Genomic DNA, 25,207 nt, shown 5'->3' on the forward strand with positions numbered 1-25,207 from the left:
CTCCGGTGCTAGTAGACCAGCGACGGCAGCCAAAGAGCGAGTTGCGGAAAGGCAAGCAGCAGGGCAATCATCGCAAACATCGTCAGCACGAAGGGCGCAGCGCCCTTCATCACATCGACAATGTCGCCTTTTGAGCGAATGCCCTGCACGACATAAAGGTTGATGCCGATCGGCGGCGTGATCAGCGCGGTTTCGAGAAGCACCATCAGCAATATGCCGAACCAGACCGCATCATAGCCGAGCGCAATCACGATCGGTGTTATGATCGGCGCCGTGGTCAGCAGCATTGACAGCGTTTCCATGAAACAGCCCAGGATTACCAGAACGCCGATGATCAGGAGCATCGTCTGAAACGGTGTCAGACCGAGACCCGATACGAAATCCGTCAGTGCGGTCGTCAGTCCGATCACGGACAGGACGAAATTGAGAAACACCGCAGCCAGAATGATCAGCATGATCATCGAGGTGGTGCGCATCGTGCCCTCGACGGCATGGCGCAACATGGTCAAATTGAGTTTGCCGTTGAAGGCAGCAAGGATCATCGCTGCGACAACACCCAGCGATGCGGCCTCGGTCGGCGTCGCCAGCCCCGCATAGATGGAGCCGACCACCACCAGGAAGATGCCGATCGGCGGCACCAGGGCCGGAAGAGCTGCAAAGCGCGATGCCCAGTCGGTGCGTATCGCCTCCCCGCCCCAACTGCGCCGCAATACGCAAAGCAGCACAATCGTGCCCATGAACAGGCTGGCGAGCAGAAATCCCGGAATGAAACCGGCAAGATAGAGTTCCGGCACGGAAGTGTCGGTCAGCAAGCCATAAAGGATGAGGTTGATCGACGGCGGTATGAGGATCCCAAGCGTGCCGCCGGCCGCGATGGTGCCCAAAAACAGCGGCTCGTTGTAACCGCGCTTTTCGATTTGCGGCACGGCCACCGTTCCAATCGTCGCCGCCGTTGCCACGGACGATCCGGAGGTCGCTGCAAACAGCGCGCTGGAGCCGATGTTTGAATGCATCAGGCCGCCCGGCAGCCAGCCGACCCAGCGCACGATCCCTTCATACATGCGCTCTGTAATTCCGGCGCGTAGCAGGATCTCGCCCAAAAGCACGAACATCGGAATGGCAACGAGAAGGAAATCGGTTCCCGTCTGCCAAACCATGTCACCCAGCGCGCGGTGCAGCGGCATCGGGCTTTCCAGATACTGCAGCGTCAGCCCCAGCCAGCCGAGAGAGGCAGCAACCGGCACCGCAAGGAAAATCAGCGCAAGCAGGATAAGGAGTGTTTTGACCAGCATCTCAGACGGCCTCGTCTTCGATCTGCTCTTCGACGGATTTCACGCCGATAAGTCTGTCGGCACCGGCCGCATCGCCACCGATCTGCCGTACCAATGCAACAACGCCGATCAACACGCCGCAAAAAACAAAGAACAACCATCCGAACAGCCAGGGTATCTGCGGCAAGACCAATGGCGTTCTAAGCGGCGTGATCGAACGCGAACCATGGCTGATCGTGTCGCCAACCAGCGACCAGGCCATGGATGCAATCACACCGGCGAAACCGACCAGAAGCACCAGGCCGAGATAGTTCGAAAAAATCCGCAGCCAGCGGGGAAAGAACGGAAACAGCGCATCAACTCTTATGTGGGCGCGTTCGAATAGGGCAAACGACAATCCAAGCGCGGTCGCAACACCGAAGGCATAGCCGGATATCTCGTCCGCTCCGCCAAGACTGATATTAAAGAGCTTTCTCAAGATGACTTCGAGCGTCACCAGCAGTGCCGATCCGATGATCAGGACACCGCCTGCCCAGACAAGCGCCCTGCTCAGCCGCTCGGAAAGCAGCAGTGTCTTCTCCAGCATTTCGCCCCTCCCGGAACACATGGCCGGCTTTTAGTTGGCCGGCCATGATATTGTTTTTAAATATTATTTCGCTTCAGCTTTCAGGCCGAGGATCGGACCGACCGTTTCGTTCCAGGTGTTGGCGCAATCGGCGCCGCAGCGCTCGGCCCACCGGGCCAGCACCACATCGGTGGCGACCTGGTCGCGTCTCTTCAGGTCTGCGTCGCTCGGAGGCACCAGTGTCATTTCACCTGGCTCGCCAATTTCGCAGTTACCGCCTGTGATACAGGAAATGGCGACTTCGTCTTCCGTCGCGGTTTCCTTCCACATCGCGTCAGTCAGTGCATCGAGCTCCTTCTTGAGCATTGCCTGCTGGTCCGCGGACATCGAGTTCCACTTGTCCATGTTCATCGCACCGAAAGCGAGCCCCCAGCCGACGCGAAGCGTATAGGCATGGGTGGCAACCTGGTGCCACTTGGCCTTGTAGGCAGACATTGTTCCGGTGATGCCGCAATCGACGACGCCCTTTTCAAGCGCCGGAATGACCTCGGCAAAAGGAACCGTTACGGACGTGCCGCCGACCCCTTCGACAAAATCACCCAGTGTCGTTGCATAGACGCGGATCTTCTTGCCGTTCAGATCGTCAAGCCCGGAAATCTCGGCGTTGCACCAGAGTGTCTGACTCGGGAAGGGATAGAGCTGCAGCAGCTTGGCATTGTAGATTTCTGCAAATGCCTTTTCGAGGATCGGGAAATAGGCCTCGGCGACTTTGCGCTGCGTTTCGATGTCCTGTGTCAGCGAGGAAAGGTCCGCGCCCTCAAAGACCGGGTTTTCGGCGGCCACATATCCCGGCAGTCCAAAGGCGTAGTCGAAGACCCCGTTCTTGACGAGACGCATGATCTCGAAACCCTTGAGACCAAGCTCGGTCTGCGGCCTGATCTCGCCGACAATCTGACCGCCCGATGCTTCGCCGATGTGGTCGTTCCAGAAAGGTCCTTCGTGCTTTTGATAGTTGGTCAGACTTCCCCAGGTTCCAACGGCCTTGACCGTCACCGGCTTGTCGGCGGCCTGAACGCCTGTCGCCATCAGGGCGGCAAGTCCCGCACCAATGGCCAATGATTTCAAAAGTTTCATGAGTTCTTCTCCTCCACTCATTATAGATTATCGGTCAGGAATTCGAACCAGGTTGGGCCTGCCGCCCGGCGGCGTTGTAGACCGGCACCTCCTGGTTTTCATCAATGTCGGTGATCAGCATGCACCCGGGCGTATGCGTGATGCAGATTTCGGGCTTTGCGTTCAAAACCGCATTTTGCGGCGTTACCCCGCAAGCCCAGAATACGGGAACCTCGTCTTCACCAATTGCGCAGGCATCGCCCCAGTCCGGCTGATCCAATGAGACAATGCCGATCGCCTCGGGATTGCCGATATGGACCGGAGCGCCGTGGGCAAACGGATACCGTGCTGATATGGAGGTTGCCCTTTCCACGTCGGCGCGAGCGATCGGGCGCATGGAGACGACAACACCGCCAGAAAAAGGCCCTGCCGGCTCCGTCGGAATGGACGTCTTGAACATGGGGACCGTGAAATTGCGATCGATATGCTGCAGCCGGATTCCGTCATCCATGAGCGCCCGCTCAAACGTAAACGAACAACCCAGCGCAAAGGCAACCAGGTCGTCTCGCCAGAGATCGCGAATGTCAGTGACCTCCTCTTCGGCCACTCCGTGGCGGTATATCCGATAGGACGGAACATCCGTTCGGATATCGATATCTGATCCCAGCGTATGCAACATCGGGCTTGCCCGGTCGGAAACGCCGACCAGAGGACATGCCTTGGCATTGCGCTGACAAAACCGCATAAAATCGACCGCATGGCCTTCGGGCAGGATGACGACATTGGCCTGCAGGCGTCCGGCGGCCAGACCCGCCGTATGGCCGCGGTAGTCTCCTGCCCGCACAATCTCGCGCACCGCTTGTGTCGGAAGGGTCCGCATTTGCGGATAGTCATTTTCTTGCAGAATTTGCGACATTCGCGGCGTCCGTCTTCACCAGCTTCAATTGCCACAAATCATTCGCAATCCGAGTGATCACGTCAAATTGTATATTTCTTTCACTTTTGATAGAAAAAGGTGATCACCGCATATATGCGGTCGCCACATCCCTGGCGATATGCGCTGCCCGTTCGGCAAGGTGGCTCATCGGCTCTCCAAGGAAGGATGCGGTAAAACGGAGCGTGTCAGGCCGCCATCCCGGATCGAATGCCTCCAGCGCGCCGCTCTCCAACTGGTCCTTGATGAGATGCAGCGGGAATGCGCCGACGCCGAGCCCGGTCGCCACCATGCGAATACAGGCCGACAGCGACGAAGACGGAAACAGTCTTGCATCACCGCCATAATGTTCAAGCAGCTTGATCTTCAGGTCCTGATAGGGCCGCGTGTTGCGCGCATAGGATATGACGGGTGTTTTGCGCAATATCGTTTTGTCGTCACCTTCAAATTGAAGTTCCGGTGAGCGGATCCAGATCAGTTCGAATTCCGGCAGCTCAATATTGTTGACGCTGAATTCCGATATCGGTCCCATGAGGATCGCCAGATCAAGAGACCGGTTGAGAAGCGAGTCGCGCAGGTTCTGCGAAACATCCACCGTAATTTCAACATCCACCATCGGATATTCGGAACGCAAACCGGCAACGAATTCGGGAAGCCAGGATTGTACGACCGTTTCCGAAACACCGACGCGCAACTGTGCTTCAAGCCCGGCAGGATCGACAATGTTGGCTTTGATGTCTTCCTGTATGCGATGGATCTGTTCGGCATAACCAAGCAGTTTTTCACCGCGCTTGGTCAGTCGCATGCCGCTTTGCGCCCTTTCGAAAAGCTCGACACCAAGCGCAGTTTCAAGCGCGGCAATACGGGCGGAAACAGCCGGCTGCGACAGGTGCATCTGCTCTGCGGCCCGGCGGACGCCACCAAGCCTCGCCACCCAGAAAAATGTTCGTAGCTGTTCGAAGGTCATGAGCTGGTCCGAGTAATGTATATCTTGCCGTCAAAATACACACTCCGCATCGTTCGGCCAGCCCGCCTTGCGACCCGCGCCGATGCGCGCTACCTGTGATGGCTGGACCGGGTAAGGAAAAAATATGTCAGCTAAGATCGTAACCGCGGCGATGGTCGCAATTGGCGATGAATTGTTATCGGGCAAGACAAAGGACAAGAACATCGCGCACCTTGCCGACATGCTGACGACCGCAGGCATCGATCTTAAAGAAGTTCGGATTGTCGGCGACGACGAAGACGCCATTGTTTCGGCGATCAACGAACTGCGGCCCCGCTACACATACATATTTACTTCAGGCGGGATCGGCCCCACGCATGACGACATCACAGCGCAGGCAGTTTCGAAGGCCTTTGATCTGCCCTGTGAGTACGATCAAAAGACGCTTGAAATGATGGGGGCTGTATACGAGGCGCGTAACCTGGAATTCACCGAGGCAAGAAAGCGGATGGCGCGCATGCCCCACGGTGCCGAACACATCAAAAACCGTGTCTCTGTTGCCCCTGGATTCACCATCGGCAACGTCCATGTGATGGCTGGTGTGCCGTCGATATTTCAGGCGATGCTTGACTGGCTTTTGCCGACGCTGGAGACCGGATCGGTCATCCATTCGAAAATAGTCGATTGCCCCTATGGAGAAGGCACGATCGGCGAAGGGCTTGAGCTGATTCAGGAAGAGCACAGGGACACGGTCATCGGTTCCTATCCGCGCTTTGACGGCGAAACCTATTCAACCCAGATCGTGGTGCGCAGTCGCGAAATCGACGCGATCGACCGGGCGGTGGTGGCGGTAAATGCAATGTTGTCGGACATCAAGGCCGAAAAGGCCGCCAAGGGCTGAGACGCCCAGGCCACTCATCTTCGCGAGTGGCCTAATTCCCATCAGGAAGGGCGTGCTTAGTCGAGATGGCGGTTGCCTGCAACAACGCTCGGGATATCGGCACGGTAGATGCCGAGATCGGCAAGTTCGCGGTCCGAAAGGCGGTTGAGTTCGCTGCATGCACGGCTTTGGGCACGGCGCTGCTGCATTGCTTTCATCATTGATCTCATTGTCTTGCTCCTAATCCAAGAAGGTTCGTATGTATCTTGTTTTCTTGTGCACAGCATATAGGAACTACCCGCTGATATTGCAGTGAAATATACGCAGAGGAGCATTGCAATTTTGCAATGCACAAAAACAATCGGCGACAATGGCCCCACCACCGACGGCACCCTACGAAAGACGAACATGCAAGCGCGGGGGCGATTGACTGAAATCAACCCGGAGCGGACCTATATTGTGCATAGTATCGTCATCGCAGCACGCCGGTCCGCCCGGCATTGTTGAATTAACTGTACCGACCCGATGGAGACGACCATGTCCTATAAGACCATCCTGGTGATCCTGCGCAGCCTGGAGGATTGTGAACACGTTCTGGAGACGGCCATCCATCTGACCAGCCGCTTCGGCAGCCATTTGATCGGGCTCCACGCCGAAGCGGCGGTGAAGGTATCCTACGCCGCTCCGATCGAGATCCCGGATGCAAGCGTTTTTAATGTCGATCAGGGCGAAATCGACGAGCGCATGGACAGCCTCGGCGCCGCGTTCAAAGCCCGTTGTGAGCGCGAGGGCGTATCGTGGGAATGGCGTCCGATCCGCTCGCTGTCGGGAGACAACGCCCTTTCTGCACTGTCCAGCGCCCGTTGCGCCGATCTTGTGGTCGCGCGGCAGCACGAAGAAGAAAAGGAAGAGGATTTCGCCGATCTTGAGGCTCTGGTTCTGGAAAGCGGACGCCCGATCATGTTCGTGCCTTATGTCGCGCGAAAGGCGGTCGCGGTAAAGAGCGCCATTGTCGCCTGGAACGGTTCTCGCGAATCCGCCCGTGCGGTTTACGACGCCCTGCCCCTGCTCACCACGGCCGAGAGTGTCGAGATACTGAGCGTCGATCCGGAAGAAAATGCCGAGCAGAGCAAGGCACTTGCGGGCGCCGAGATAGCCGCAACTCTGACGCGCCACGGCGTTAATGTGTCGACCAAGACGGAAATCTCCGACGGTCTTCCGGCGGCTGCCATAATCCAGAACCGGCTCGCCGATACCGGAGCCGACCTTCTGGTCATGGGCGCCTACAGCAAATCCAGATTGCGTGAATATCTTTTCGGCGGGGTTACAAGGACAATGCTGAAGTCCATGCCGAACCTCACGCTCATGTCACGCTAACGTCGAAATCGAAATTATACTTGTAGAGGGCGGCCATTTTTGGCCGCCCTCTTGCATTGTTACTGCAAGAACAGGTAAATCCGCATGCACTTTGGCACGTAACCGTGCCGCAGGAGGATAACGCCGCTCGAACGGCTGCAAGGAGTGTACCTGCCCATGTCCCTTCCAGAAAAAGCATTCCCGGTGTCGTGGGATCAATTTCATCGCGATGCGCGCGCGCTCGCCTGGCGCATATCGGGTGCCGAAAGGAAATGGCGCGGCATTGTCTGCATCACCCGCGGCGGGCTTGTGCCTGCGGCGATCGTTTCCAGGGAATTGAACATCCGTCTCATCGAGACCGTGTGCGTCGCCTCCTATCACGACTACACCAGCCAGGGCGAAATGAGCGTCCTGAAGGAAGTCAGCAGCGATCTTCTGGAATCCGGCGGTGAAGATGTCCTGATCGTCGACGACCTGACCGACACTGGCAAGACCGCCGAAATAGTTCGTTCGATGCTGCCGAAGGCGCATTTTGCCACTGTCTATGCCAAGCCGAAGGGCCGCCCCATGGTCGACACCTTCGTGACCGAGGTCAGCCAGGACACCTGGATCTATTTCCCTTGGGATATGGGTTTCACCTATCAGGAGCCGATAGCCAAAGACCACGCCGGCTAGAGCTGACCCGACTTGTCCAAGGACAGGGCCCCGGTCGCCTTCATCTTTACTGTCGTTGTCATCAACATGCTGGGCGTCGGCTTGGCATGGCCCATCCTGCCCAAGCTTATCCAGGTCTTCGAAGGCGGCAATATTTCCAGCGCGGCATTCCAGTACGGTCTCGTCGCGAGCGCCTACGCGCTGACCCAGTTCTTGTTTTCGCCGCTACTCGGCAACCTGTCCGATGCCTATGGCCGCAGGCCCGTGCTGCTGGCCTCGCAGGCGGGGCTAGCAGTGGATTACGTCATCCTGGCCGTCGCGCCGAATTACTGGTGGCTCTTCGCAGCACGCCTGGTATCCGGCATGCTCGGCGCAACGATCTCGACGGCCAACGCCTATATGGCGGACATTTCAACGCCGGAAAACCGTGCCCGCAATTTCGGCTTCATGGGCGTTGCCTTCGGCATGGGCTTCATTGCCGGTCCGGCGATCGGCGGCCTGCTCGGCGAAATCGATATCCGCCTGCCGTTTTATGCCGCCGCCGCGCTGACGGCGCTCAACACCGCCTATGGATATTTCCTGCTGCCCGAATCGCTGCCGCCCGAAAAGCGCCGGCCGGTCGGACGCCTGTGGAATAGCAACCCAGTCACGGCCTTGAGCAACATGGCGCAGTTTCCGGTCCTGCTGCCGATGTTCGTCGCCCTGTTTGTCACTTCGCTCTCCGGGCGCGGGCTGGAATCCATCTGGGTGCTCTACACCGATTTCCGCTTTGGCTGGACGCTGCGGGACTCGGCCCTGTCGCTGGCCTTTGTCGGTGTCATGTTCATTATCGTGCAGGGTCTTCTTGTCGGCCCGTCGGTGCGCATTCTCGGCGAACGCAAGGTGGTCCTCTTCGGCTATGTCGTCGCCATCGTCGCGCTGTTCCTGTTCGGCATCGCCGACAGGGGCTGGATGCTGTTTCCGCTGACAGGTCTTTACATAGTGGGCGCCGCGCTCGCCGAACCGGCGCTGAAGGCCATCTGCTCGCGCTCGGTGCCCGATGACCGGCAGGGCCTGCTTCAGGGCGTCTTCGCCAGCATCGGTTCGATTGCCATTATCGTCGGACCGATTACCGCCTCGATCATGCTGTCCAATGTGTCGGGCCCCTCGCCCATCATCGACCTGCCGGGCATCTGGTTCCTGTTCGGATCGTTCCTGTTCGTGGTGGCGCTTGTCTCGGTGGCCCGCCGCGTCGTACTCGAACAGACACAGGTGAGTGGCGACAGCGCAGAACCCTGATTGCAATCTGGCATTGACCGCACCCTCACCCTATGTGTGTTGTGGGCTATGTTGCAAAGGGAGGCCAATCATGGGCACGACACACGTTCGGCGTACACCGGAAGACCGATTCGAAAACCTGCCGGACTATCCGTTCTCACCCAACTATCTCGAAATCGACGGCGGAGCGCTCGGTCCCCTGCGCATGCACTATGTCGATGAAGGCCCGAGGGACGGACCGGTTGTGCTGCTTTTGCATGGCGAGCCCACCTGGTCGTATCTTTATCGCAAGATGATACCGCCGCTGGCGCAAAGCGGCTTTCGTGTGCTGGCTCCGGATTTCATCGGCTTCGGCAAGTCCGACAAGATCTCCGACAGAAACGCCTATTCCTATCTCGGTCATGTCGACTGGATGAAGGAATGGACCGGCAAGCTGGGCCTTCGCGACATCACCTTCTTCGGCCAGGACTGGGGCGGGCTGATCGGCCTCAGGCTCGTTGCCGAAATGCCGGAACTCTTCGCCCGCGTCATGATCGGCAACACCGGACTGCCGACCGGCGATCAGGATCTCGGTGAAGCCTTCAAGCAGTGGCGCGAATTCAGCCAGACAACGCCGACCTTCAACATTGGCGGCATCGTTTCGCGCGGCACTGCTCGCGGCATGGGCGACGACGTGATCGCAGCCTATGACGCCCCCTTCCCGGAAGAAGATTTCAAGGCCGGGGCGCGCGCATTCCCGATGCTCGTGCCGGCGAGCCCCGACGATCCGGCAGCGCCCGCGCAAAGAGCCGCATGGGAAAGTCTGCGCAAATTCGAAAAACCCTTCCTGACGTGTTTTTCGGACAAGGACATGATCATGCGCGGCGGCGAAGCCGTCTTCAAGAAACTGATTCCCGGCGCCGCCGGTCAGGAACACTTCATTACCGAGAACGCATCGCATTTCCTTCAGGAGGACGCCGGCCCGCTGCTGGCCGAAAAACTGATCGCCTTTGCAACCGCAAATGACGGTAAGTAAAGCCGAATCCTCAAATGATACGGGTTTTGGCCGGCCACTGATTCGCCGGCCAAACCACGACATTCTGTCAACTGCGCATGCGCACGCGGTGCATCACAATTTTTTTTGAACGAACATAATTTCCGTAAAAACCGCTTGACGAGCGGCCAAGCCCGGCGTTTTCAAGGCCTTGCGCTTTCCCCGCTTTCCACATGCTTCACCCACAACATCTGGTGTTCACAATTCTGACGCAAACTATCCCTTGACGGTTGAAAACGAGTCGCGTTCTACTGCACTAACGTTGTTCCAACAACGCGGTCTGCGCGTTAAAAGGCAGATCACATCCAGTGGTAAAGTGTAAGGACATAACGTCCCTGGCGAGCATATTTCGGGTCAGGACGGTGGGGGTTTCTGTGCGCTTTTACTTCCGGTCCGTTGGAAAAATGTGATTGGCGTAAAGAAGCTGTTAATACTATGTTTAGTATTTGCAGCTCATATCGACACAAGATATAGCGTCTTTAGCGAGGGGGGACTTCGCGAAACACGCTTCTATAGTTCGAGACCTGCTGCAATCAACTGCTAGCAGGAAGGGGAAATTGTGTCTTGCTGACAAAGGGCGGCAGCAAGACAGCTATGACGAGGATAAAATATGCGCATTGAGCGTCAATTTACAAAAGCGGGTCAATCGCCATACGCGGACATCAAGTTCCGCAAAGCAACAAGCGAAATCAAGAACCCGGACGGATCTGTTGTCTTCCGCCTGGATAACATCGACGTGCCGACGCAATTCTCACAGGTGGCAAGTGATATCCTTGCGCAAAAATATTTCCGCAAGGCAGGCGTTCCCGCGCGCCTGAAAAAAGTTGAGGAAAACTCCGTTCCGTCCTGGCTGTGGCGGTCCACGGCCGATCTCGAGGCGCTGGAAGAGCTGCCCGAGGAAGAGCGCTACGGCTCGGAAACCGACGCCCGGCAAGTATTTTCCCGCCTTGCGGGCACATGGGCCTATTGGGGCTGGAAAGGCGGCTATTTCGACGCCGAAGAAGATGCCCTCGCCTTTTATGACGAGCTTGCCTATATGCTCGCCACCCAGCGCGTCGCGCCGAACAGCCCGCAATGGTTCAACACCGGCCTCAACTGGGCTTATGGAATTGACGGCCCCGGTCAGGGCCACTTCTATGTCGATCCGTTCACCAACAAGCTGGTGAAATCCAAGTCGGCTTACGAGCACCCGCAGCCGCACGCCTGCTTCATCCAGTCGGTCGAGGACGACCTCGTCAACGAAAACGGCATCATGGACCTTTGGGTTCGCGAGGCGCGTCTCTTTAAGTACGGCTCCGGCACCGGCTCCAACTTCTCGCATCTGCGCGGTGAAGGCGAAAGCCTTTCGGGCGGCGGCCGCTCGTCCGGCCTCATGTCGTTCCTGAAGATCGGCGACCGCGCTGCCGGCGCCATCAAGTCGGGCGGCACCACCCGCCGCGCCGCCAAAATGGTGGTCGTCGACATCGACCACCCCGATATCGAGGCCTACATCAACTGGAAGGTCAAGGAAGAGCAGAAGGTGGCGGCGCTCGTCACCGGCTCCAAGGTGGTCTCCGCGCATCTGACGGCCATCATGAAGGCCTGCGTCAATTGCGAAGGCCCCGAAGGCGACTGCTTCGATCCGAAAAAGAACCCGGCCTTGAAGCGCGAAATCCGCGCCGCCAAGAAGTCGCAGGTTCCGGAAAACTACGTCAAGCGCGTCATCCAGTTCGCCCGCCAGGGCTACAAGGACATCCAGTTCACCACCTACGACACGGACTGGGATTCGGAAGCGTATCTCACCGTCTCCGGCCAGAACTCCAACAACTCGGTGTCGGTGAAGGACGATTTCCTCCACGCCGTCGAGGAAGGCAAGAGCTGGGATCTCATCGGCCGCATTGACGGCAAGGTTCAAAAGACCATCGATGCCGGCGAGCTTTGGGACAGCATCGGCCACGCCGCCTGGGCGTCCGCCGATCCGGGCCTTCACTTCAACACCACCATGAACGACTGGCACACCTGCCCGGCCGCCGGCCCGATCCGCGCGTCGAACCCGTGCTCGGAATACATGTTCCTGGACGATACGGCCTGCAACCTTGCCTCGCTCAACCTTCTGCAGTTCATGGAGCGCAAGACCAACAAGTTCCGTATCGACGAGTTCGAACACGCAACGCGGCTGTGGACCATCGTTCTGGAAGTCTCGGTCATGATGGCGCAGTTCCCGTCGAAGCAGATCGCGGAACTTTCCTACAAGTACCGCACGCTCGGCCTTGGCTACGCCAATATCGGCGGCCTCCTGATGACCTCCGGCATTCCTTACGATTCGGATGCGGGCCGCGCCATCTGTGGCGCCATCACGTCGATCATGACCGGCGTCTCCTACGCCACATCGGCCGAGATGGCCGGCGAGCTCGGCCCCTTCCCCGGCTTCAAGCCGAACAGGGCCAACATGCTGCGCGTCATGCGCAACCACCGCCGCGCCGCCTATGGCGAGACCTCGGGCTATGAGAAACTGTCGACCAACCCGGTCGCGCTCATTCATGACGACTGCCCGGACGAAGCCATGATCGACCATGCCCGCGCCGCCTGGGACAAGGCTGTCGAGCTTGGCGAGAAGAACGGCTTCCGTAACGCCCAGGCAACGGTGATCGCGCCGACCGGCACGATCGGCCTTGTCATGGACTGCGACACCACCGGTATCGAACCGGACTTCGCGCTGGTGAAATTCAAGAAGCTTGCCGGCGGCGGCTATTTCAAGATCATCAACCGCGCCGTTCCCGAAGCCCTGCGCACGCTCGGCTATTCGGAAAGCCAGATCGCCGAGATGGAGGCCTATGCGGTCGGCCACGGCAATCTCAACCAGGCGCCGGCAATCAACCCCGGCTCGCTGAAGACCAGGGGCTTTACCGACGAAAAGATCGAGGCGCTGAACGCAGCGCTCGCATCGGCTTTCGACATCAAGTTCGTCTTCAACCAGTGGACCCTCGGTGCCGATTTCTGCAGGGAAACACTCGGCATCAGCGAAGAGCAGCTGAACGATTTCGAGTTCAACATGCTGGAATTCCTCGGCTTTTCCAGACGGGACGTTGACGCTGCCAATATCCACATCTGCGGTGCGATGACACTGGAAGGCGCGCCGGAGCTGAAAGACGAGCACCTGCCGGTCTTCGATTGCGCCAATCCGTGCGGCAAGATCGGCAAGCGCTACCTTTCGACCGACAGCCACATCCGCATGATGGCGGCTGCCCAGCCCTTCATATCCGGTGCGATCTCCAAGACGATCAACATGCCGAACGATGCGGTGATCGAGGACTGCAAGTCGGCCTACATGCTTTCCTGGAAGCTGGGGCTCAAGGCCAACGCGCTCTACCGCGACGGCTCGAAGCTTTCGCAGCCGCTCAATGCCTCGCTCATCGAGGACGACGAGGACGAGGATGCGCTCGAGGAGCTGATCGAGGCCCCCGCTGCCGCAAAGGCCGTAACGGTCACCGAAAAGATTGTCGAGCGGGTTGTCGAAAAGGTCGTGCGCGAGCGCGAGAAACTGCCCAACCGGCGCAAGGGCTACACCCAAAAGGCGGTTGTCGGCGGCCACAAGGTCTATCTTAGAACCGGCGAGTTCGACGACGGACGCATTGGCGAGATCTTCATCGACATGCACAAGGAAGGCGCCGCCTTCCGCGCCATGATGAACAACTTTGCCATCGCCATCTCGCTCGGCCTGCAATACGGCGTGCCGCTGGAGGAATATGTGGAGGCCTTCACCTTCACCAAGTTCGAGCCGGCCGGCATGGTCCAGGGCAATGACGCCATCAAGAATGCAACGTCGATCCTCGACTATGTGTTCCGCGAGCTTGCCGTCTCCTATCTGGAGCGCCACGACCTTGCCCATGTCGACACGTCCGACTTTTCCAACACGGCGCTCGGCAAGGGCATCAAGGAGGGCAAGACCGCGCCCGTCTCCAAGGGCTGGACCCGCGGCCACAAGCTCGAACTCGTCGCGCCCGGCGGACAACCCATGGGCTCAGCGCCCGCGGGCACCAATGTGACGGCAATCTCCGGCGGCGCGGCCGTCGTCTCCGAAGCCGTCGCGGCACAGAACGCCGAGGAAGTCACCGCCTTCAAGCGCGACTACGAGGAGCGCGCCAGGCAGCTTTCGGAAGAAATCGCGGAAGAGGAAGCCGCCACCGACGAGCTCTTCGACGGCAAGGCGGCGGAAGAAGCCAAGGCCGACGCCAACAAGGTCGAAGCCGACCGCCGCGCCAAGGCGATCATGCAGGGCTACACAGGCGACGCCTGCTCGGAATGCTCCAACTTCACGATGGTCAGGAACGGGACGTGTTTGAAGTGCGATACGTGTGGGTCGACGAGCGGGTGCAGCTAGACGGAACACTATGGCGGACCAAAAGGCCCCCGCAGTGATGCGGGGGTTTTTGGTTGCGGGTGTCGGAAATCTGTAGCCCGGATAAGCCGGATAAGAACGTTGGAGTTGCAACGCTCGGCTGTACAACGCACAATGCGACCGTGTTTTTAGCCGTTTCAGACGGGCTGTGGGGAGATGCATGGGACATCCGGCGGCAAATCTCATCGGCGGCTTGGGCATAGCGCTCGCCATGGCATTCCTGACCGGATGTCAGACCTCGGACACGCGGAAAGCCGACTCATCAAAAAAAAACGATGCCAATCATGTCCTCCTCCGCCCCTCCAGCGAGAAATACGTCAAGACGCAAGATGTCGAGGCGGGCATACACGGCGCGGCACTGAAGGGCGTTTGGCAATACGGCCTTCTGGCGGCGCAATCCTACGATGACAACGTCAGCACCGATATTCATTTGCGGCCCCAATGCGACCACCCGACAAAATATGCCCGTCGGTGGCGGCGCCTGCCGCAGTTTTCGGATGATGGGCACACGATCAATAATCTGCCCCCCGGCCTCAAGATACCGGGTTTCAACTACAGCGTCTGGCGCGACATGAGCCGGTCCGCTCCCGACCGGGTGGCGATCGTGCTGCGCGGCACGAATTTCACTGACTGGGGCGATTGGTATTCAAATGCGCGCTGGATCACCCGGTTCAACCCGCTAACTGTGGATCAGTACCAGCAAACCGGAACACTCGTTGAGCAGTTGGTTCCGGAACTGCAGCGCAAATTCGGTCCTGATGTTGAAATCATTGCCGTCGGTCATTCGCTTGGCGGCGGACTGGCCCAGCATGCCGGATATGCCTCCGCCGGCGTGACAAAAGTTTACGCCTTTGCATCTTCGCCGGTGGTAGACCATCGCAGCTTCGGTGCCGACAAAAATGAGGACAACCGCCAGGGAATGGAAATCTACAGGATCAGCGAGTCCGGCGAAATTCTCGCCGGCAGCCAGTGGATTCACCGAAACACGGCCGGCCTCAGCACGCAGAATCCGAAGACGACAGAGCTTCTTTATTCCTTCCGCCAGGGCTTCTACAAGCGGGACACGACCGGCGACGACACCATCAGCCAACACGGCGTCAGACAACTCTCCTGTGACATGGTCTGCCACATCGAACACGGCAAAAGCAGAAACGAGTGCACGGGTCAATCTTAGCGACGATGCGCTCAGATCGCTTCATCCTCGAAATTCCGCACAGGTTCCGCAGGGCAAGCCGACCGCCGCGCTAGGGCGATCATGCAGGGCTACATGGGCGACGCCTGTTCCGAATGCTCCAACTTCGCCATGGTGAGAAACGGCGCCTGCCTGACGTGCGACACGTGCGGCTCGACGGGCGGGTGTAGCTGGACGCAACACCATGTGGACCCAAGAGCCCCTCGCAGCTGTGTGGGGGGCTTTTTGTTGGCAAATTGCAGTCGTGGAGAGTGCATTTGTTAACGGTGTTCTTTTACCCGGAATACACACAATCGCCTTAGGTTCTGCAACCACTAGTGGTTTTCTCCGGGGAGTGAATATGCTTTTCAAATTGAAGATTTACGGCGCGGTGTTGGGCGGTGCGCTGCTTGTCGGCGGCGGCGGTATGCTGATGCAGGCCAATGACCTGAAAAAGAACTACACGCTTGTTGATGCCAGGATTTCATCGGTGACGTTCGACTGCTTCATCAGGAAGGGCAAGAGGAAGATTGTCGAAAAGGACACCAACAAGCTCGCCTATATGGACTGCAAAATCGCGCCGATCGTCGCGGCCAAATACGACTACGAGGACTCGGCCATCAAGAAGCGTGCCAGCGTTACCTACCGCTACGTCTCGCCCGCCGACGGGCGCCGCTATACCGGTTCCTATACGCGCACCGGCGACGTCGATCATTACGAAGACGGCAATATGATCCGCATCCACGCCCACAACACCGAACCGGAAAAATCCCGCACCACCAACGGCAACCTGTTCATCGACGACACGGGGGCTTGAGGTGGCATTACGGTGACAGTTTACTTAGTCCCTTAAAACGTGGATCCGCACGTGAACGGCACAGGAGAGCCTCCTGACCGCATTTCTACGCTACCAGGGCTGACCCTGTTTCGTTTTGGGGTTAAGTAAGCTGTCACCGTAATTGGAGGAGCTTGACGCCGCGATTGATGCCGCTACTGGTCGGGAAAAGGAGAAACCCATTGGCGGTAAAAAAAGCCTTCAACGAAATGGACGCAACCTGGATACCAGGAGAATCGGTCGGACCAATTGTGTTTGGGAGTCCTGTCAAGTCTGTTTCTTCATTTCTGACAATTGAACGTAAAAACTTTGACCAAGAGCCTGAAGATGAGACTTTTTGTGACGCTAATGATGAATGGATGATTAGCGCAGAAAATGGGTATATTTCTGCAATAGATTGCTTCCGCAAATGCTTCTACGAGGGAGTAAATCTCGTGGGCTTACCAATAGAAGATTGTCTGGAACTACTTGGTTGTGATCGAAACAAAACTGTTGACGATACGGTCTGGTTTGAAGACGGAGATCAAGACGTTTATGAAATTGACTCATTGGGCGCGCAAATATGGGTGTTCAAAGGGCGCGTTCTCAGCATCTCAGTCATGGAGATTTACGACGAAGACGGTATGACGATCATTCACCCCTTTCGGAAGAGCTAATGTTTGATGTGAAAGAGGCCATACAATCCGCAACATTTATTACTGTCCGTTCACCGGAAAAAAGCTGCCAGACTCACTCAGAGGGCGCCGTACTTATTCTTGGTGATGTAAATGCGGATGAATTACGGTGACGGTTTACTAAATCCACCTTCTATTTGAGTTTGCGCCCCGCCCTCCCGGCGCAAGCGCGCGCCCTGTTAGCGGTTGGAACCGAGGCGCGCGACGGACACCTCTCCACCAGCTTGGCAATGAACCACACTGGGCTTGTGTTAAAGCAATCCAGAGCGTTGACGTCTATGTTGGAGCTTAGAAATTCGGCAACAGTTTACTCGATCCCGTTTTTCGTCCGCCTTTCTTCCCTCGCTTGCCGCTTCAGAGGCGAAAGATCTGGAACAGAGGGGCGCGCCCGTGGTTCCATGGGCCGGAGAGTTGCATCAAACAGGAATAGTGCGAAATGTCACCGTAATTCCTCATTCCTCCTCATCACGGTCTTCCGGGAACAGCTTCTGCGCATGCTTTTGCAGTTCGTTGCGGATGTCTTTCAGGGTCTTCTCATTCTGCATTGCCTGATAGGTCAGACCAAAGGCCAGAACGGCCAGCACCCATTCGACGCCGGGCCCGTATTTAGCGCCATACCAAAAGGCCGCGCCGACCAGAACTGAAACGACAATCTGTAACATCCGTGGTTCCCCTCATGTGACCGGGCCAGAGTAAGCAAATGTTTCACAAACGTCTAACGGCTGCAGCCGGATTGAATTACGGTGGAATTACGGTGACAGTTTACTAAATCCCCCTTTGTTTGTGTTTGCGCGCCCGCTTGCCCGGAACGGGTTCCAGCGTCGGACAGGCAGCGAACAAAGACTTTTCAAAAAGACACTGAGTAATCTATTGCCGCCATTGCCGGCGAGCAACGGGACATCGTTACCGACTTTGCGGCTCCGCCGATCAACCTTCGGATTTTTTGCTGAGACGCGCATAGTGGTCCGGGTGGTTCAGCTTTACCCACTCCGTGGCGCCATGATCAAACGCGACCTCAATAGCGCCTTCGAGATCCGCATCCAGTTTCTCGATTGCGTCCGCTGCCGATCGTGCCATCGTGATATGATGCTGCCAGTCGAGACCAGTGATCTCGCTAATGTTACGCAAGTGATTGACGATGTCCTTCATCTTCGCTGCTCCTGCTGTTTAACAATCGCGGGAGCCACCAAACGCGTGCCGCCCTCAGCAAAAATAGTAAACCCGGAAACGGCAGTAACACTATAACGATCTCGACGTAATCCGTTTTTGCGTGTGGAAACCACTGCGACGGATCACGCAATTCCTGATTGCCAGGCCCCCTACTCCGCCAATGCCCGCGCTGCAATCTTCGCGAACACCTCGTCCAGCTCAGCCGCCAGCGCTTCAAGCTTGTCGCCGCCCTCTTCCATGTAAGGCGCGAAAACGAAGCTTGGGGTCTTCCAGGATAACGTCGCGCCGTTTTCGTTCTGGATGATGTAGAAGCGGATGGGCGCTTCGATGCCGGCGGCGATGCTGGCCTCGAGCATGCGCCTTGCATAATCATTGCGGTAGACGCCCACCACCCGGTTGCCGGGAATATCGAACCCTTGCGCCTTTGCGCCCGCAGAGGCGCTCGCCTGCGTCACCAGACCCATCTTCTCTTCACTGATCGCCGCTTCAAGGCGGCTGACGAGATCGGAATAGGCAATTTCCGTGTTGAAGACCTGCCAGCCAGCCCTCGGCGCGAGGGGCTGGGCAACGGCAAGCGTCGAAGTCAGGATAAGGGCGATCAGGCCGGAGATCACAAAACGCATTTTCTCACCTTTAAAAAAAACCGGCCTTGCCGGAAAGCCGCCATGGCGCATCGGCCACCAGCCGCACGCGGTACGCCGGGAGTATAGGTGAAGCCCGCCGGCTCGAAGCCTGAAACTGCGTGCTTCGCGATCAAATATTTGCGAGGGATTGCGTGCGCTGCGGAATGGTACAGATCGCGCGCGCAAGTCCCAACGCTGTCTCAGTTCGGCTTCACCGCAACGAGAACGACACCGAGCTGCGATTCGAGGTCCTGCAGCTTCTTGAGCTGGTCCTTGGGCAGCGCGGCGGTCTCGGCCTCGACTCCGGCAAGCGCCACCACCGGGCCGCCGATTTCCTTTTCAAGGTTCTGAATCGCGTTGAGTTTGTCGGTTTCGAGCGTCGCAAGCGAATAGAGCATGGCATCCTCCAGACGATCAAAGATGGCCCAGTATAGCCGATTTGCCGGATCATGCGCAGATGCGGCCGGGTTATCAGCATTTATAGGCGATCGTGCAGCGCCTGTTGTCCCTGGTGATGACCCGCACCGGCCGCTGCGACCTGTCACGGCCACACAGCAGATTGCGGCCCTGCGCTTCTGGCACGCCGCCGTAAATCGGCAGAACCGTGCCGTTCCGGGTCCTGGTATAGACACGGCCCTGTTTCTGATAGAGGCTTTTCGCCTGTGCGCATGTCATCGAATTGGTGAGTTGCTGGGCCGCAGCCCGTTCAGAAGCCGCAATTGCAATGAAAACGCACATCGAGACTGTTGAAGTAAGCACTAAAGCTCTCATTGTCTTCCTTCCTGTCGTCAATACACATCCAACCCGCCGTTTCGAGGTGCTCGCGTATCGTGACCTGGTTTTGGCAGCGCGAAAAAACTGTTCCCTATCGGTCATAGCCCGTCGCTCCGCTGCGTCCGGTGCCACGAATTTGGCGATCTGCTGACAGCGGACCGCCGGTCACCGACGCATCCTGACAGAGTGTCAAACAGGCGGCAATGTTTTCGCATCACCCCCGCCTGGGCGCCCCTTCAGGAAACAGCTATGGCGCTCGAAACGGAATGCCGCCGCCGGGATAATCCACCCTGGATTCCGCCTTAAACCTGAGGCTAATTTGCGCGCAATAAACGTATGTGCAATGGAACGCATGACCGATCAAGGGCATCTGCGCTGTATCCGTGAAGCGAGCGATTCACACCGTCCAACAAAATTCAAATGACGACTACCGCGCCGATGGCGGCAAAGACGAGGTCAATAATGATTAGGGAAGATAACGTTGTTTCCGTGCAAAAGATGGTTGCCGAAATTCTCCAGGTGCCGGCAGAGCAGATCAGCTGCGATGTTCCCGTTCGCAGCCTCAGGGGATGGGACCATATCGTGCATATGACCCTTGTTCTCATGATACAGGATATGATCGGCCACAACCTGACCGTGGAAGAATTGGGGCGCTCCCTGACCGTGCGGGATTTCGCTACGCTCCTCGATAACCGCGGACGGTAGCGCACATGCCGCTTTGGCGGCGTGGTGGCAACGGGTCCGCCACGCCGGAATTGCGGTGACGGACTGCCCGGTCCCCATGGTGAAACTCAGCGACATGTTGAAAAGCGGCCCGGCACTTCACCGACAGTCAGCAATTCCGGTCAATCAGCCAGCCGATCCAATTGCCTTCATCAATGGGTTCGGCATCACAGGCGTCGTTTGTGTCACTTGGCGGAACGACATAAAGCGCCTTGCCGCCCGCCTCAGCCCATGCCGGATCGCCGGACACTTCCAGCCGCTGGATCTGGCCGGTTGTAAGATCCGCGGCGCATTCGACGATTTTCCCGTCGGCAGTCTGCAGCGCCACCAGGCCAAGCCCGCGATTCATCGGCCCGACCCGGCGCACCCAGTGGGTGTTCACCCATCCGGGTTTCGCCTGCGCCGCTTCAACACAGGCACCGATCGCCGTCGAAAATTCGGGAAGGAGAACCGTCCAGTCCTTCACCCAGGCCGGCTCCTCGGCAGCAAATGCACGAACCGGGCCGACAACAACCATCACCCAGATCAAGGCTGCAAACTGTGCTTTCGCCCTTGTGGAAATCATCATGCCAGTCTCCCCGTCCGCCCGCATGGCTGTTGTCGCAATCAATAGTTGATGACCGGTCACCAATCAAGATCAGCTCACCTGCAGGAAGACCGGGTTTTCACGCAGCTCATTCCACGGCCTGTCGACCACAAGGGCCGTCAGCGTGCCGCCGAAGACGGCGCCCGTGTCGATATTGATCCTGTTGCGGCGCACTTCCGGCCGGTCTGCCGGGGTATGACCGTGAATCACACCAAACCCGAAATCCTCCTGCGACATCAGGAACGCACTCCTGATCCAGAGCAGATCGTCTTCGTCCTGCTTTTCAAGGGCGACTCCCGGCTGCACACCCGCATGAACGAACAGGAAATCGTCAACCCTATGAAACAGCTTGAGGGAATGAAGCCATTCAACCGCTTCGCCGCCAAGACACCTGCGCAACGCCTCTGGACTACGCTTTTCGGCGGCATCGTAGTTGAACGACCGCAACGTTGCGTCTCCGCCATTCAGCATCCAGTGCGCCCAAAGATCACGGCGGTCCGACTGGAGGCATTTGATCAGCATCGCCTCGTGGTTGCCCTTCAGGCAAACCGTATCAAAGCCGCTAAAGCCGGAAATAAGACGAGAAATTACCCCGGCGCCATCCGGTCCGCGGTCCACATAGTCACCAACGAACACCAGCACAGCCGGACCATCAGCATGATACCGGCCTCGGTGATATTCGATCTTGGCCAGCAGCTTTTCCAGCATGTCCGGCCGGCCGTGGATGTCGCCGATTACGTAGTGAACGGTTTGTAGCGCCATACCGGATTCCTGTCGGTATTTGCTGTTAAAGGTTGTGCAATTCCTGAACTTCGATGTTCCGGTCTTCTACCACCGAACCAAAGACGCAGCCGTATTACGGCTTTACATGACCGGCGGTATCAGGCCGCATTTCTGGCCGCCCTGCCCCATCTCGCGGCTGCCTTCGCAATACCAGGCCCTGCTGTCGCCTGAAAGGAAGACCCGCTTATTGGAAACATCACGCTCGATACCGTACTGCAGGAAGAAGCGGGTAAAGCGGTCATTCGCTGTATAGCGCAGCGCCGGTTGACACATGCAGCACAAATTCGGATTGCCGAACGTTCCGTAATGCACATTTCCTTCAGCATCACGGTACATCTGCAGGGTCTCTGCCGCACCTGCAGCGTGACTTGATAATATGAGGACAACGATCCAGATGAGCAACCTGCCCACCATTATGCACTCCCTTGCCGCAAGGCAGATCACTGCCTGCCTTGCCTAGCCGTCAAATAACAGTTTTTGCTTCTCCTCCCGGCGGATCTGCCTCACCAGATCCGGGTTTTCCGCCTCCCAGGTCTTGAACCGCCGATAGCCCCTGAGTTTGATCCTGTTCCGCTCAGCCAGGCTCAGCCCTTCCAGATCGCTGATCTCGTCAGCAGACAGCAATCTCAGCTTGACCGCCTCCTGTGACTGGACGCACAAATACGCCTGCCGCAGCGATACCGGGCTCTGTTCGGCCATGATGTTGCAGGCATAGAGCGCCCCAACCAGCGTGATCAAGTCTGCCATGGTCTTCTCCTGATGGCTCCGTCATCCGGTACACATCGCCTATTTTAAAGGCAGGATCGGGAACTGAAATCAAATTGCCGTGACAGCATACAAGGCCAAATACAATGACCGGCAGCATCGGACATTCGTCCGTGAGCATTTCGGGCTTATACTGCAAATGGACCTGAAATATTGTATTTGTTACCGTTTTTGCCGGTCCCGGACGACCGGCCATCCAGAGGAAACCGCCGATGTCTCTAACGCTTTACGAAAGACTTGCCGCGCATGACCACCGGCCAAGCCCCTTTTGCTGGCGCACCCGGTTTGCCCTTGCCCACAAGGGGCTGACGCCGGAGGTCGTGGCGATCAGGTTCACCGAAGCCGACCGCGTTGCCTTCAGTGGTCAGGCAATGGTCCCGGTCCTCGTTGACGGTGACCGGGTCGTTTCGGACAGCTGGTCTATCGCCTGTTATCTGGAAGATGCCTACCCGCAACAACCATCGCTCTTCGGCGGCGAAGGCGGCAAGGCGCTCGCCCGCACGCTCAACCACTGGGTTGACGCCACGCTTCAGACGAGCCTTGCCGGCATCCTCGCGCCCGCGCTTTACGATATCCTCGAGCCGGCGGATCAGGCCTATTACCGGAAAACCCGCGAAGCCCGCTGGGGCCGCACGTTTGAAAGCATGCGCGACGAACGCGAAACTTATCTTGCCGCAGCCCACACTGTCTTCGAGCCGCTGCGCCTGAGGCTCGCCGAGGCGCCCTACATCTGCGGCGACGCACCGGCCTATGGCGACTATCTGATTTTCGGGGTCTTCCAGTGGGCGCGCTGCACGGATCCGCAAGACATGATACCGGCAGAAGATGACGCACTGCGGACCTGGCGGGATCGCATGCTTGATCTTTACGACGGCCTGGCGCGTTCCGTCCCTGCTTTTGGCAGTGCGGGATAAGTCGCGGCTTTGGCAATTGCCTCAGCCCCGCCAACGCGACAGAATCACGTCGCCTCATTGCGCCCGCGATGGCCTGGCTCTGGCAGGTCAGTGGCGGGTTCATGTCGTGGTGGTCCACACCAATTGCCGATTGAATGGGAGCCATACTCGAGGCCGAGTGCAGCAGGAGTATTTCAGATGCTAGTTCGCAAAATGCGGATCGATAGAGGCTGGTCACAGGAAACCCTTGCGGAGTTGACCGGCTTGAGCGTGCGCACAATCCAGCGGATTGAACGCGGCGGCAAGGCAAGCCTGGAATCGCTCAGTGCACTCGCTGCGGTCTTCGAAGTGGAAATCGCCGCATTGGCTACGGAGGCAGACATGTACAATCAGCAAGACGCAACCCATGAGGAACGTGAAGCCGTTCCGGTCAGGAAATAGACATCGATGTCGCCTTTGCCCTTTATTTCCACCGGGCCGCGTTTTTCGAAAGTGAAATCGTCCGACAGTTTCCTGAAAGTGTCCTCGCTGACCTGAATACGCCCCGGCACGCCGTGGGATTCCAGTCTGGACGCCATATTCACCGTGTCGCCCCACACATCGTAAAAGAACTTCCTGGTGCCGATGACACCGGCAACGGCAGGTCCGGTGTGAATGCCGACCCTGACCGAAACCGCTTCACCCATTTCCTCGCCAATCTCGCGGGTGACGTCAATCATCCGCAGCGCCATATTTGCGACCGCGGTAGCGTGGTCCGACCTCGGTTCCGGCATGCCGCCCGCCACCATATAGGCATCGCCAATCGTTTTGATTTTCTCCAGCCCGAATTCATCTGCCAATTCGTCGAACCGGGAGAAAACCCTGTTGAGAAACGCCACCGTTCCGGCCGCTGTCATTTTGGAAGCCCGAGGCGTGAAATCAACGATATCCGCAAACAGGATCGTCACCTGTAACAAATCGTCGGCGATAATCTGGTCCGGCTCGCGCTTCAACCGCTCGGCAATCGGCATGGGCAGAATGTTTTCCAGGAGCCGTTCGGAACGCTCATGTTCGCGCTCAATCTGTTCCTTTTGAACCCGTATCAGCGCGTTGGCGTCTTCCAGTTGCTTGTAACCGGAATAGGTCAGGAAATAGACAAAAAACACCCCAATGGTCATGGCAAGTCCCTCGCCGATCTCGACGGGCCTGCGGTTGGGCGAATCGAACAGGGAGCCGGTGGGATTGAGCGGTGTTTGATGGGCAGCCATCGAGATGTCCGGCAAGGCGATCTCGATAAAGGGCAACAGAAGCATGATGAGGAAACACACCGCGAACCAAGGCCGCGACCTAGCCGGCCCCATGACCACCACCGCAGCCGCGGGAATAACGATGAAGGGAAGTATGTCGCCTTCGCGATTGCCGTTGAGAAGCGTAAATCCGAATTGTATGGCCATGAGTGCGGGGCAGAAAAAGTAAAAAAGCGCCTTCACGCTGCGGGTCACATGAAGCACCAGCAATGCCGTAACCTCGGTGACAAGCGCCGCCACATCGAAGGTTCGAAGCAACACTGACCGGTCGGGCTCGAAGAAGAAGAACGACAATGACATGGTCATGATGACCAGAATGATGATGGTCAGCACGGTTTTCAGTCGCCGGGTCGCGAAATCGTCATCGGACGTATGGCCGATGCGGATGAAGTCGGTGATCATCTTTGAAATCAATCTGCAGGCGGCGTTCGGAAAATACTAGAATGCCCGTTTGTTCCGGTCAAACTGCTCGTGACCGGCACTGCTGACGCTTGCCCGGTTCCCGGCGCTCGCGAAAAACACGACGTCAGGTTGAAA

28 protein-coding genes are annotated in these 25,207 nt (G+C 57.8%); 12 read left to right on the top strand and 16 right to left on the bottom strand.

Features of this window, described 5'->3' with window-relative positions; all coding sequences use genetic code 11:
- Positions 1-8: 8 nt before the first annotated feature.
- The 5 genes from ABVT35_RS12285 to ABVT35_RS12305 form a co-directional block, all read right to left on the bottom strand.
- Positions 9-1,292, bottom strand: a complete 1,284-nt coding sequence (locus ABVT35_RS12285) for a TRAP transporter large permease (RefSeq protein WP_368466759.1) — start codon at positions 1,290-1,292, stop codon at positions 9-11.
- A gap of 1 nt (position 1,293) precedes the next feature.
- Positions 1,294-1,857, bottom strand: a complete 564-nt coding sequence (locus ABVT35_RS12290) for a TRAP transporter small permease subunit (protein ID WP_368466761.1) — start codon at positions 1,855-1,857, stop codon at positions 1,294-1,296.
- Positions 1,858-1,920: 63 nt separating this feature from the next.
- A complete protein-coding gene (locus ABVT35_RS12295; RefSeq protein ID WP_368466763.1) occupies positions 1,921-2,970 on the bottom strand; it encodes a TRAP transporter substrate-binding protein in 1,050 nt (349 codons plus the stop codon).
- A 34-nt stretch (positions 2,971-3,004) separates the two neighbouring features.
- On the bottom strand, positions 3,005-3,865 hold the full coding sequence (locus ABVT35_RS12300; protein ID WP_368466765.1) for a putative hydro-lyase: 861 nt from the start codon (positions 3,863-3,865) through the stop codon (positions 3,005-3,007).
- A gap of 103 nt (positions 3,866-3,968) precedes the next feature.
- A complete protein-coding gene (locus tag ABVT35_RS12305; protein WP_368466767.1) occupies positions 3,969-4,850 on the bottom strand; it encodes a LysR family transcriptional regulator in 882 nt (293 codons plus the stop codon).
- A 124-nt stretch (positions 4,851-4,974) separates the two neighbouring features.
- On the opposite strand from ABVT35_RS12305, the gene ABVT35_RS12310 reads away from it, so the two are divergent.
- Positions 4,975-5,730: a competence/damage-inducible protein A gene (locus ABVT35_RS12310; RefSeq protein ID WP_368466769.1), complete on the top strand. Its 756-nt coding sequence runs from the start codon at positions 4,975-4,977 to the stop codon at positions 5,728-5,730.
- A 56-nt stretch (positions 5,731-5,786) separates the two neighbouring features.
- Here ABVT35_RS12310 and ABVT35_RS12315 read toward each other — a convergent pair whose 3' ends face one another.
- Complete coding sequence (locus ABVT35_RS12315) at positions 5,787-5,939, bottom strand: DUF1127 domain-containing protein (RefSeq protein ID WP_368466771.1); 153 nt, start codon at positions 5,937-5,939, stop codon at positions 5,787-5,789.
- A 307-nt stretch (positions 5,940-6,246) separates the two neighbouring features.
- Here ABVT35_RS12315 and ABVT35_RS12320 point away from each other — a divergent pair, with 307 nt between their 5' ends.
- The 8 genes from ABVT35_RS12320 to ABVT35_RS12355 all read left to right on the top strand — a co-directional run bounded on the left by ABVT35_RS12320 (position 6,247) and on the right by ABVT35_RS12355 (position 17,049).
- Positions 6,247-7,086, top strand: a complete 840-nt coding sequence (locus tag ABVT35_RS12320) for a universal stress protein (protein ID WP_368466773.1) — start codon at positions 6,247-6,249, stop codon at positions 7,084-7,086.
- 156 nt (positions 7,087-7,242) lie between these two features.
- A complete protein-coding gene (gene gpt / locus ABVT35_RS12325; RefSeq protein ID WP_368466775.1) occupies positions 7,243-7,740 on the top strand; it encodes a xanthine phosphoribosyltransferase in 498 nt (165 codons plus the stop codon).
- 12 nt (positions 7,741-7,752) lie between these two features.
- Positions 7,753-8,997 carry a TCR/Tet family MFS transporter gene (locus ABVT35_RS12330; protein ID WP_368466777.1) on the top strand — a complete coding sequence of 415 codons (1,245 nt, stop codon included), beginning with the start codon at positions 7,753-7,755 and terminating at the stop codon, positions 8,995-8,997.
- A gap of 70 nt (positions 8,998-9,067) precedes the next feature.
- A complete protein-coding gene (locus ABVT35_RS12335) occupies positions 9,068-9,991 on the top strand; it encodes a haloalkane dehalogenase (RefSeq protein WP_368466779.1) in 924 nt (307 codons plus the stop codon).
- A 628-nt stretch (positions 9,992-10,619) separates the two neighbouring features.
- Positions 10,620-14,369, top strand: coding sequence for a vitamin B12-dependent ribonucleotide reductase (locus tag ABVT35_RS12340; protein ID WP_368466781.1), 3,750 nt, complete (start codon positions 10,620-10,622; stop codon positions 14,367-14,369).
- Positions 14,370-14,547: 178 nt separating this feature from the next.
- Positions 14,548-15,561: a DUF6792 domain-containing protein gene (locus ABVT35_RS12345; RefSeq protein ID WP_368466783.1), complete on the top strand. Its 1,014-nt coding sequence runs from the start codon at positions 14,548-14,550 to the stop codon at positions 15,559-15,561.
- A 358-nt stretch (positions 15,562-15,919) separates the two neighbouring features.
- The gene (locus ABVT35_RS12350; protein WP_368466785.1) at positions 15,920-16,375 is read left to right on the top strand and encodes a hypothetical protein; all 456 of its coding nucleotides are present in this window, start codon (positions 15,920-15,922) and stop codon (positions 16,373-16,375) included.
- Positions 16,376-16,575: 200 nt separating this feature from the next.
- Positions 16,576-17,049: a hypothetical protein gene (locus ABVT35_RS12355; RefSeq protein WP_368466787.1), complete on the top strand. Its 474-nt coding sequence runs from the start codon at positions 16,576-16,578 to the stop codon at positions 17,047-17,049.
- Between the two features lie 470 nt (positions 17,050-17,519).
- Here ABVT35_RS12355 and ABVT35_RS12360 read toward each other — a convergent pair whose 3' ends face one another.
- The 5 genes from ABVT35_RS12360 to ABVT35_RS12380 form a co-directional block, all read right to left on the bottom strand.
- Positions 17,520-17,729: a hypothetical protein gene (locus ABVT35_RS12360; RefSeq protein ID WP_368466789.1), complete on the bottom strand. Its 210-nt coding sequence runs from the start codon at positions 17,727-17,729 to the stop codon at positions 17,520-17,522.
- Positions 17,730-17,994: 265 nt separating this feature from the next.
- A complete protein-coding gene (locus ABVT35_RS12365; RefSeq protein WP_368466791.1) occupies positions 17,995-18,216 on the bottom strand; it encodes a hypothetical protein in 222 nt (73 codons plus the stop codon).
- 170 nt (positions 18,217-18,386) lie between these two features.
- Positions 18,387-18,860: a DUF302 domain-containing protein gene (locus tag ABVT35_RS12370; protein ID WP_368466793.1), complete on the bottom strand. Its 474-nt coding sequence runs from the start codon at positions 18,858-18,860 to the stop codon at positions 18,387-18,389.
- A 200-nt stretch (positions 18,861-19,060) separates the two neighbouring features.
- Entirely contained in the window at positions 19,061-19,258 is a 198-nt protein-coding gene (locus ABVT35_RS12375; protein WP_368466795.1) for a hypothetical protein, read from the bottom strand.
- 73 nt (positions 19,259-19,331) lie between these two features.
- The gene (locus ABVT35_RS12380) at positions 19,332-19,631 is read right to left on the bottom strand and encodes a hypothetical protein (RefSeq protein ID WP_368466797.1); all 300 of its coding nucleotides are present in this window, start codon (positions 19,629-19,631) and stop codon (positions 19,332-19,334) included.
- A 465-nt stretch (positions 19,632-20,096) separates the two neighbouring features.
- Here ABVT35_RS12380 and ABVT35_RS12385 point away from each other — a divergent pair, with 465 nt between their 5' ends.
- A complete protein-coding gene (locus ABVT35_RS12385) occupies positions 20,097-20,339 on the top strand; it encodes an acyl carrier protein (protein ID WP_368466798.1) in 243 nt (80 codons plus the stop codon).
- Positions 20,340-20,466: 127 nt separating this feature from the next.
- Here the strand turns inward: ABVT35_RS12385 and ABVT35_RS12390 are convergent, their stop codons facing one another.
- From ABVT35_RS12390 to ABVT35_RS12405, 4 genes are all read right to left on the bottom strand, one after another.
- On the bottom strand, positions 20,467-20,925 hold the full coding sequence (locus ABVT35_RS12390) for a hypothetical protein (protein ID WP_368466800.1): 459 nt from the start codon (positions 20,923-20,925) through the stop codon (positions 20,467-20,469).
- Between the two features lie 69 nt (positions 20,926-20,994).
- Positions 20,995-21,705, bottom strand: a complete 711-nt coding sequence (locus ABVT35_RS12395; RefSeq protein ID WP_368466802.1) for a metallophosphoesterase family protein — start codon at positions 21,703-21,705, stop codon at positions 20,995-20,997.
- Between the two features lie 102 nt (positions 21,706-21,807).
- Complete coding sequence (locus tag ABVT35_RS12400; protein WP_368466804.1) at positions 21,808-22,140, bottom strand: hypothetical protein; 333 nt, start codon at positions 22,138-22,140, stop codon at positions 21,808-21,810.
- A 42-nt stretch (positions 22,141-22,182) separates the two neighbouring features.
- Positions 22,183-22,473 (bottom strand): hypothetical protein, encoded by a 291-nt coding sequence (locus ABVT35_RS12405; RefSeq protein ID WP_368466806.1) that lies wholly within the window; start codon positions 22,471-22,473, stop codon positions 22,183-22,185.
- A gap of 230 nt (positions 22,474-22,703) precedes the next feature.
- Between ABVT35_RS12405 and ABVT35_RS12410 the strand changes: the two genes are divergently transcribed.
- Together ABVT35_RS12410 and ABVT35_RS12415 are read left to right on the top strand one after the other, a co-directional pair.
- On the top strand, positions 22,704-23,405 hold the full coding sequence (locus ABVT35_RS12410) for a glutathione S-transferase N-terminal domain-containing protein (protein WP_368466808.1): 702 nt from the start codon (positions 22,704-22,706) through the stop codon (positions 23,403-23,405).
- 177 nt (positions 23,406-23,582) lie between these two features.
- Positions 23,583-23,825, top strand: a complete 243-nt coding sequence (locus tag ABVT35_RS12415) for a helix-turn-helix domain-containing protein (RefSeq protein WP_368466810.1) — start codon at positions 23,583-23,585, stop codon at positions 23,823-23,825.
- On the opposite strand, the gene ABVT35_RS12420 is transcribed toward ABVT35_RS12415, so the two are convergent.
- A complete protein-coding gene (locus ABVT35_RS12420; protein ID WP_368466812.1) occupies positions 23,774-25,072 on the bottom strand; it encodes an adenylate/guanylate cyclase domain-containing protein in 1,299 nt (432 codons plus the stop codon). The genes ABVT35_RS12415 and ABVT35_RS12420 overlap by 52 nt on opposite strands.
- Positions 25,073-25,207: the final 135 nt, after the last annotated feature.

The organism is Hoeflea sp. TYP-13 (genome assembly GCF_040932035.1).
Lineage (GTDB): Bacteria > Pseudomonadota > Alphaproteobacteria > Rhizobiales > Rhizobiaceae > Hoeflea_A.

What these genes read in the sequence shown, in the direction of transcription:
- ABVT35_RS12285 (WP_368466759.1), bottom strand. Translation starts at nt 1,292, where the DNA reads ATGCTGGTCAAAACACTCCTTATCCTGCTTGCGCTGATTTTCCTTGCG.
- ABVT35_RS12290 (WP_368466761.1), bottom strand. Translation starts at nt 1,857, where the DNA reads ATGCTGGAGAAGACACTGCTGCTTTCCGAGCGGCTGAGCAGGGCGCTT.
- ABVT35_RS12295 (WP_368466763.1), bottom strand. Translation starts at nt 2,970, where the DNA reads ATGAAACTTTTGAAATCATTGGCCATTGGTGCGGGACTTGCCGCCCTG.
- ABVT35_RS12300 (WP_368466765.1), bottom strand. Translation starts at nt 3,865, where the DNA reads ATGTCGCAAATTCTGCAAGAAAATGACTATCCGCAAATGCGGACCCTT.
- ABVT35_RS12305 (WP_368466767.1), bottom strand. Translation starts at nt 4,850, where the DNA reads ATGACCTTCGAACAGCTACGAACATTTTTCTGGGTGGCGAGGCTTGGT.
- ABVT35_RS12310 (WP_368466769.1), top strand. Translation starts at nt 4,975, where the DNA reads ATGTCAGCTAAGATCGTAACCGCGGCGATGGTCGCAATTGGCGATGAA.
- ABVT35_RS12315 (WP_368466771.1), bottom strand. Translation starts at nt 5,939, where the DNA reads ATGAGATCAATGATGAAAGCAATGCAGCAGCGCCGTGCCCAAAGCCGT.
- ABVT35_RS12320 (WP_368466773.1), top strand. Translation starts at nt 6,247, where the DNA reads ATGTCCTATAAGACCATCCTGGTGATCCTGCGCAGCCTGGAGGATTGT.
- gpt (WP_368466775.1), top strand. Translation starts at nt 7,243, where the DNA reads ATGTCCCTTCCAGAAAAAGCATTCCCGGTGTCGTGGGATCAATTTCAT.
- ABVT35_RS12335 (WP_368466779.1), top strand. Translation starts at nt 9,068, where the DNA reads ATGGGCACGACACACGTTCGGCGTACACCGGAAGACCGATTCGAAAAC.
- ABVT35_RS12340 (WP_368466781.1), top strand. Translation starts at nt 10,620, where the DNA reads ATGCGCATTGAGCGTCAATTTACAAAAGCGGGTCAATCGCCATACGCG.
- ABVT35_RS12345 (WP_368466783.1), top strand. Translation starts at nt 14,548, where the DNA reads ATGGGACATCCGGCGGCAAATCTCATCGGCGGCTTGGGCATAGCGCTC.
- ABVT35_RS12350 (WP_368466785.1), top strand. Translation starts at nt 15,920, where the DNA reads ATGCTTTTCAAATTGAAGATTTACGGCGCGGTGTTGGGCGGTGCGCTG.
- ABVT35_RS12360 (WP_368466789.1), bottom strand. Translation starts at nt 17,729, where the DNA reads ATGTTACAGATTGTCGTTTCAGTTCTGGTCGGCGCGGCCTTTTGGTAT.
- ABVT35_RS12365 (WP_368466791.1), bottom strand. Translation starts at nt 18,216, where the DNA reads ATGAAGGACATCGTCAATCACTTGCGTAACATTAGCGAGATCACTGGT.
- ABVT35_RS12370 (WP_368466793.1), bottom strand. Translation starts at nt 18,860, where the DNA reads ATGCGTTTTGTGATCTCCGGCCTGATCGCCCTTATCCTGACTTCGACG.
- ABVT35_RS12375 (WP_368466795.1), bottom strand. Translation starts at nt 19,258, where the DNA reads ATGCTCTATTCGCTTGCGACGCTCGAAACCGACAAACTCAACGCGATT.
- ABVT35_RS12380 (WP_368466797.1), bottom strand. Translation starts at nt 19,631, where the DNA reads ATGAGAGCTTTAGTGCTTACTTCAACAGTCTCGATGTGCGTTTTCATT.
- ABVT35_RS12385 (WP_368466798.1), top strand. Translation starts at nt 20,097, where the DNA reads ATGATTAGGGAAGATAACGTTGTTTCCGTGCAAAAGATGGTTGCCGAA.
- ABVT35_RS12390 (WP_368466800.1), bottom strand. Translation starts at nt 20,925, where the DNA reads ATGATGATTTCCACAAGGGCGAAAGCACAGTTTGCAGCCTTGATCTGG.
- ABVT35_RS12395 (WP_368466802.1), bottom strand. Translation starts at nt 21,705, where the DNA reads ATGGCGCTACAAACCGTTCACTACGTAATCGGCGACATCCACGGCCGG.
- ABVT35_RS12400 (WP_368466804.1), bottom strand. Translation starts at nt 22,140, where the DNA reads ATGGTGGGCAGGTTGCTCATCTGGATCGTTGTCCTCATATTATCAAGT.
- ABVT35_RS12405 (WP_368466806.1), bottom strand. Translation starts at nt 22,473, where the DNA reads ATGGCAGACTTGATCACGCTGGTTGGGGCGCTCTATGCCTGCAACATC.
- ABVT35_RS12410 (WP_368466808.1), top strand. Translation starts at nt 22,704, where the DNA reads ATGTCTCTAACGCTTTACGAAAGACTTGCCGCGCATGACCACCGGCCA.
- ABVT35_RS12415 (WP_368466810.1), top strand. Translation starts at nt 23,583, where the DNA reads ATGCTAGTTCGCAAAATGCGGATCGATAGAGGCTGGTCACAGGAAACC.
- ABVT35_RS12420 (WP_368466812.1), bottom strand. Translation starts at nt 25,072, where the DNA reads ATGATCACCGACTTCATCCGCATCGGCCATACGTCCGATGACGATTTC.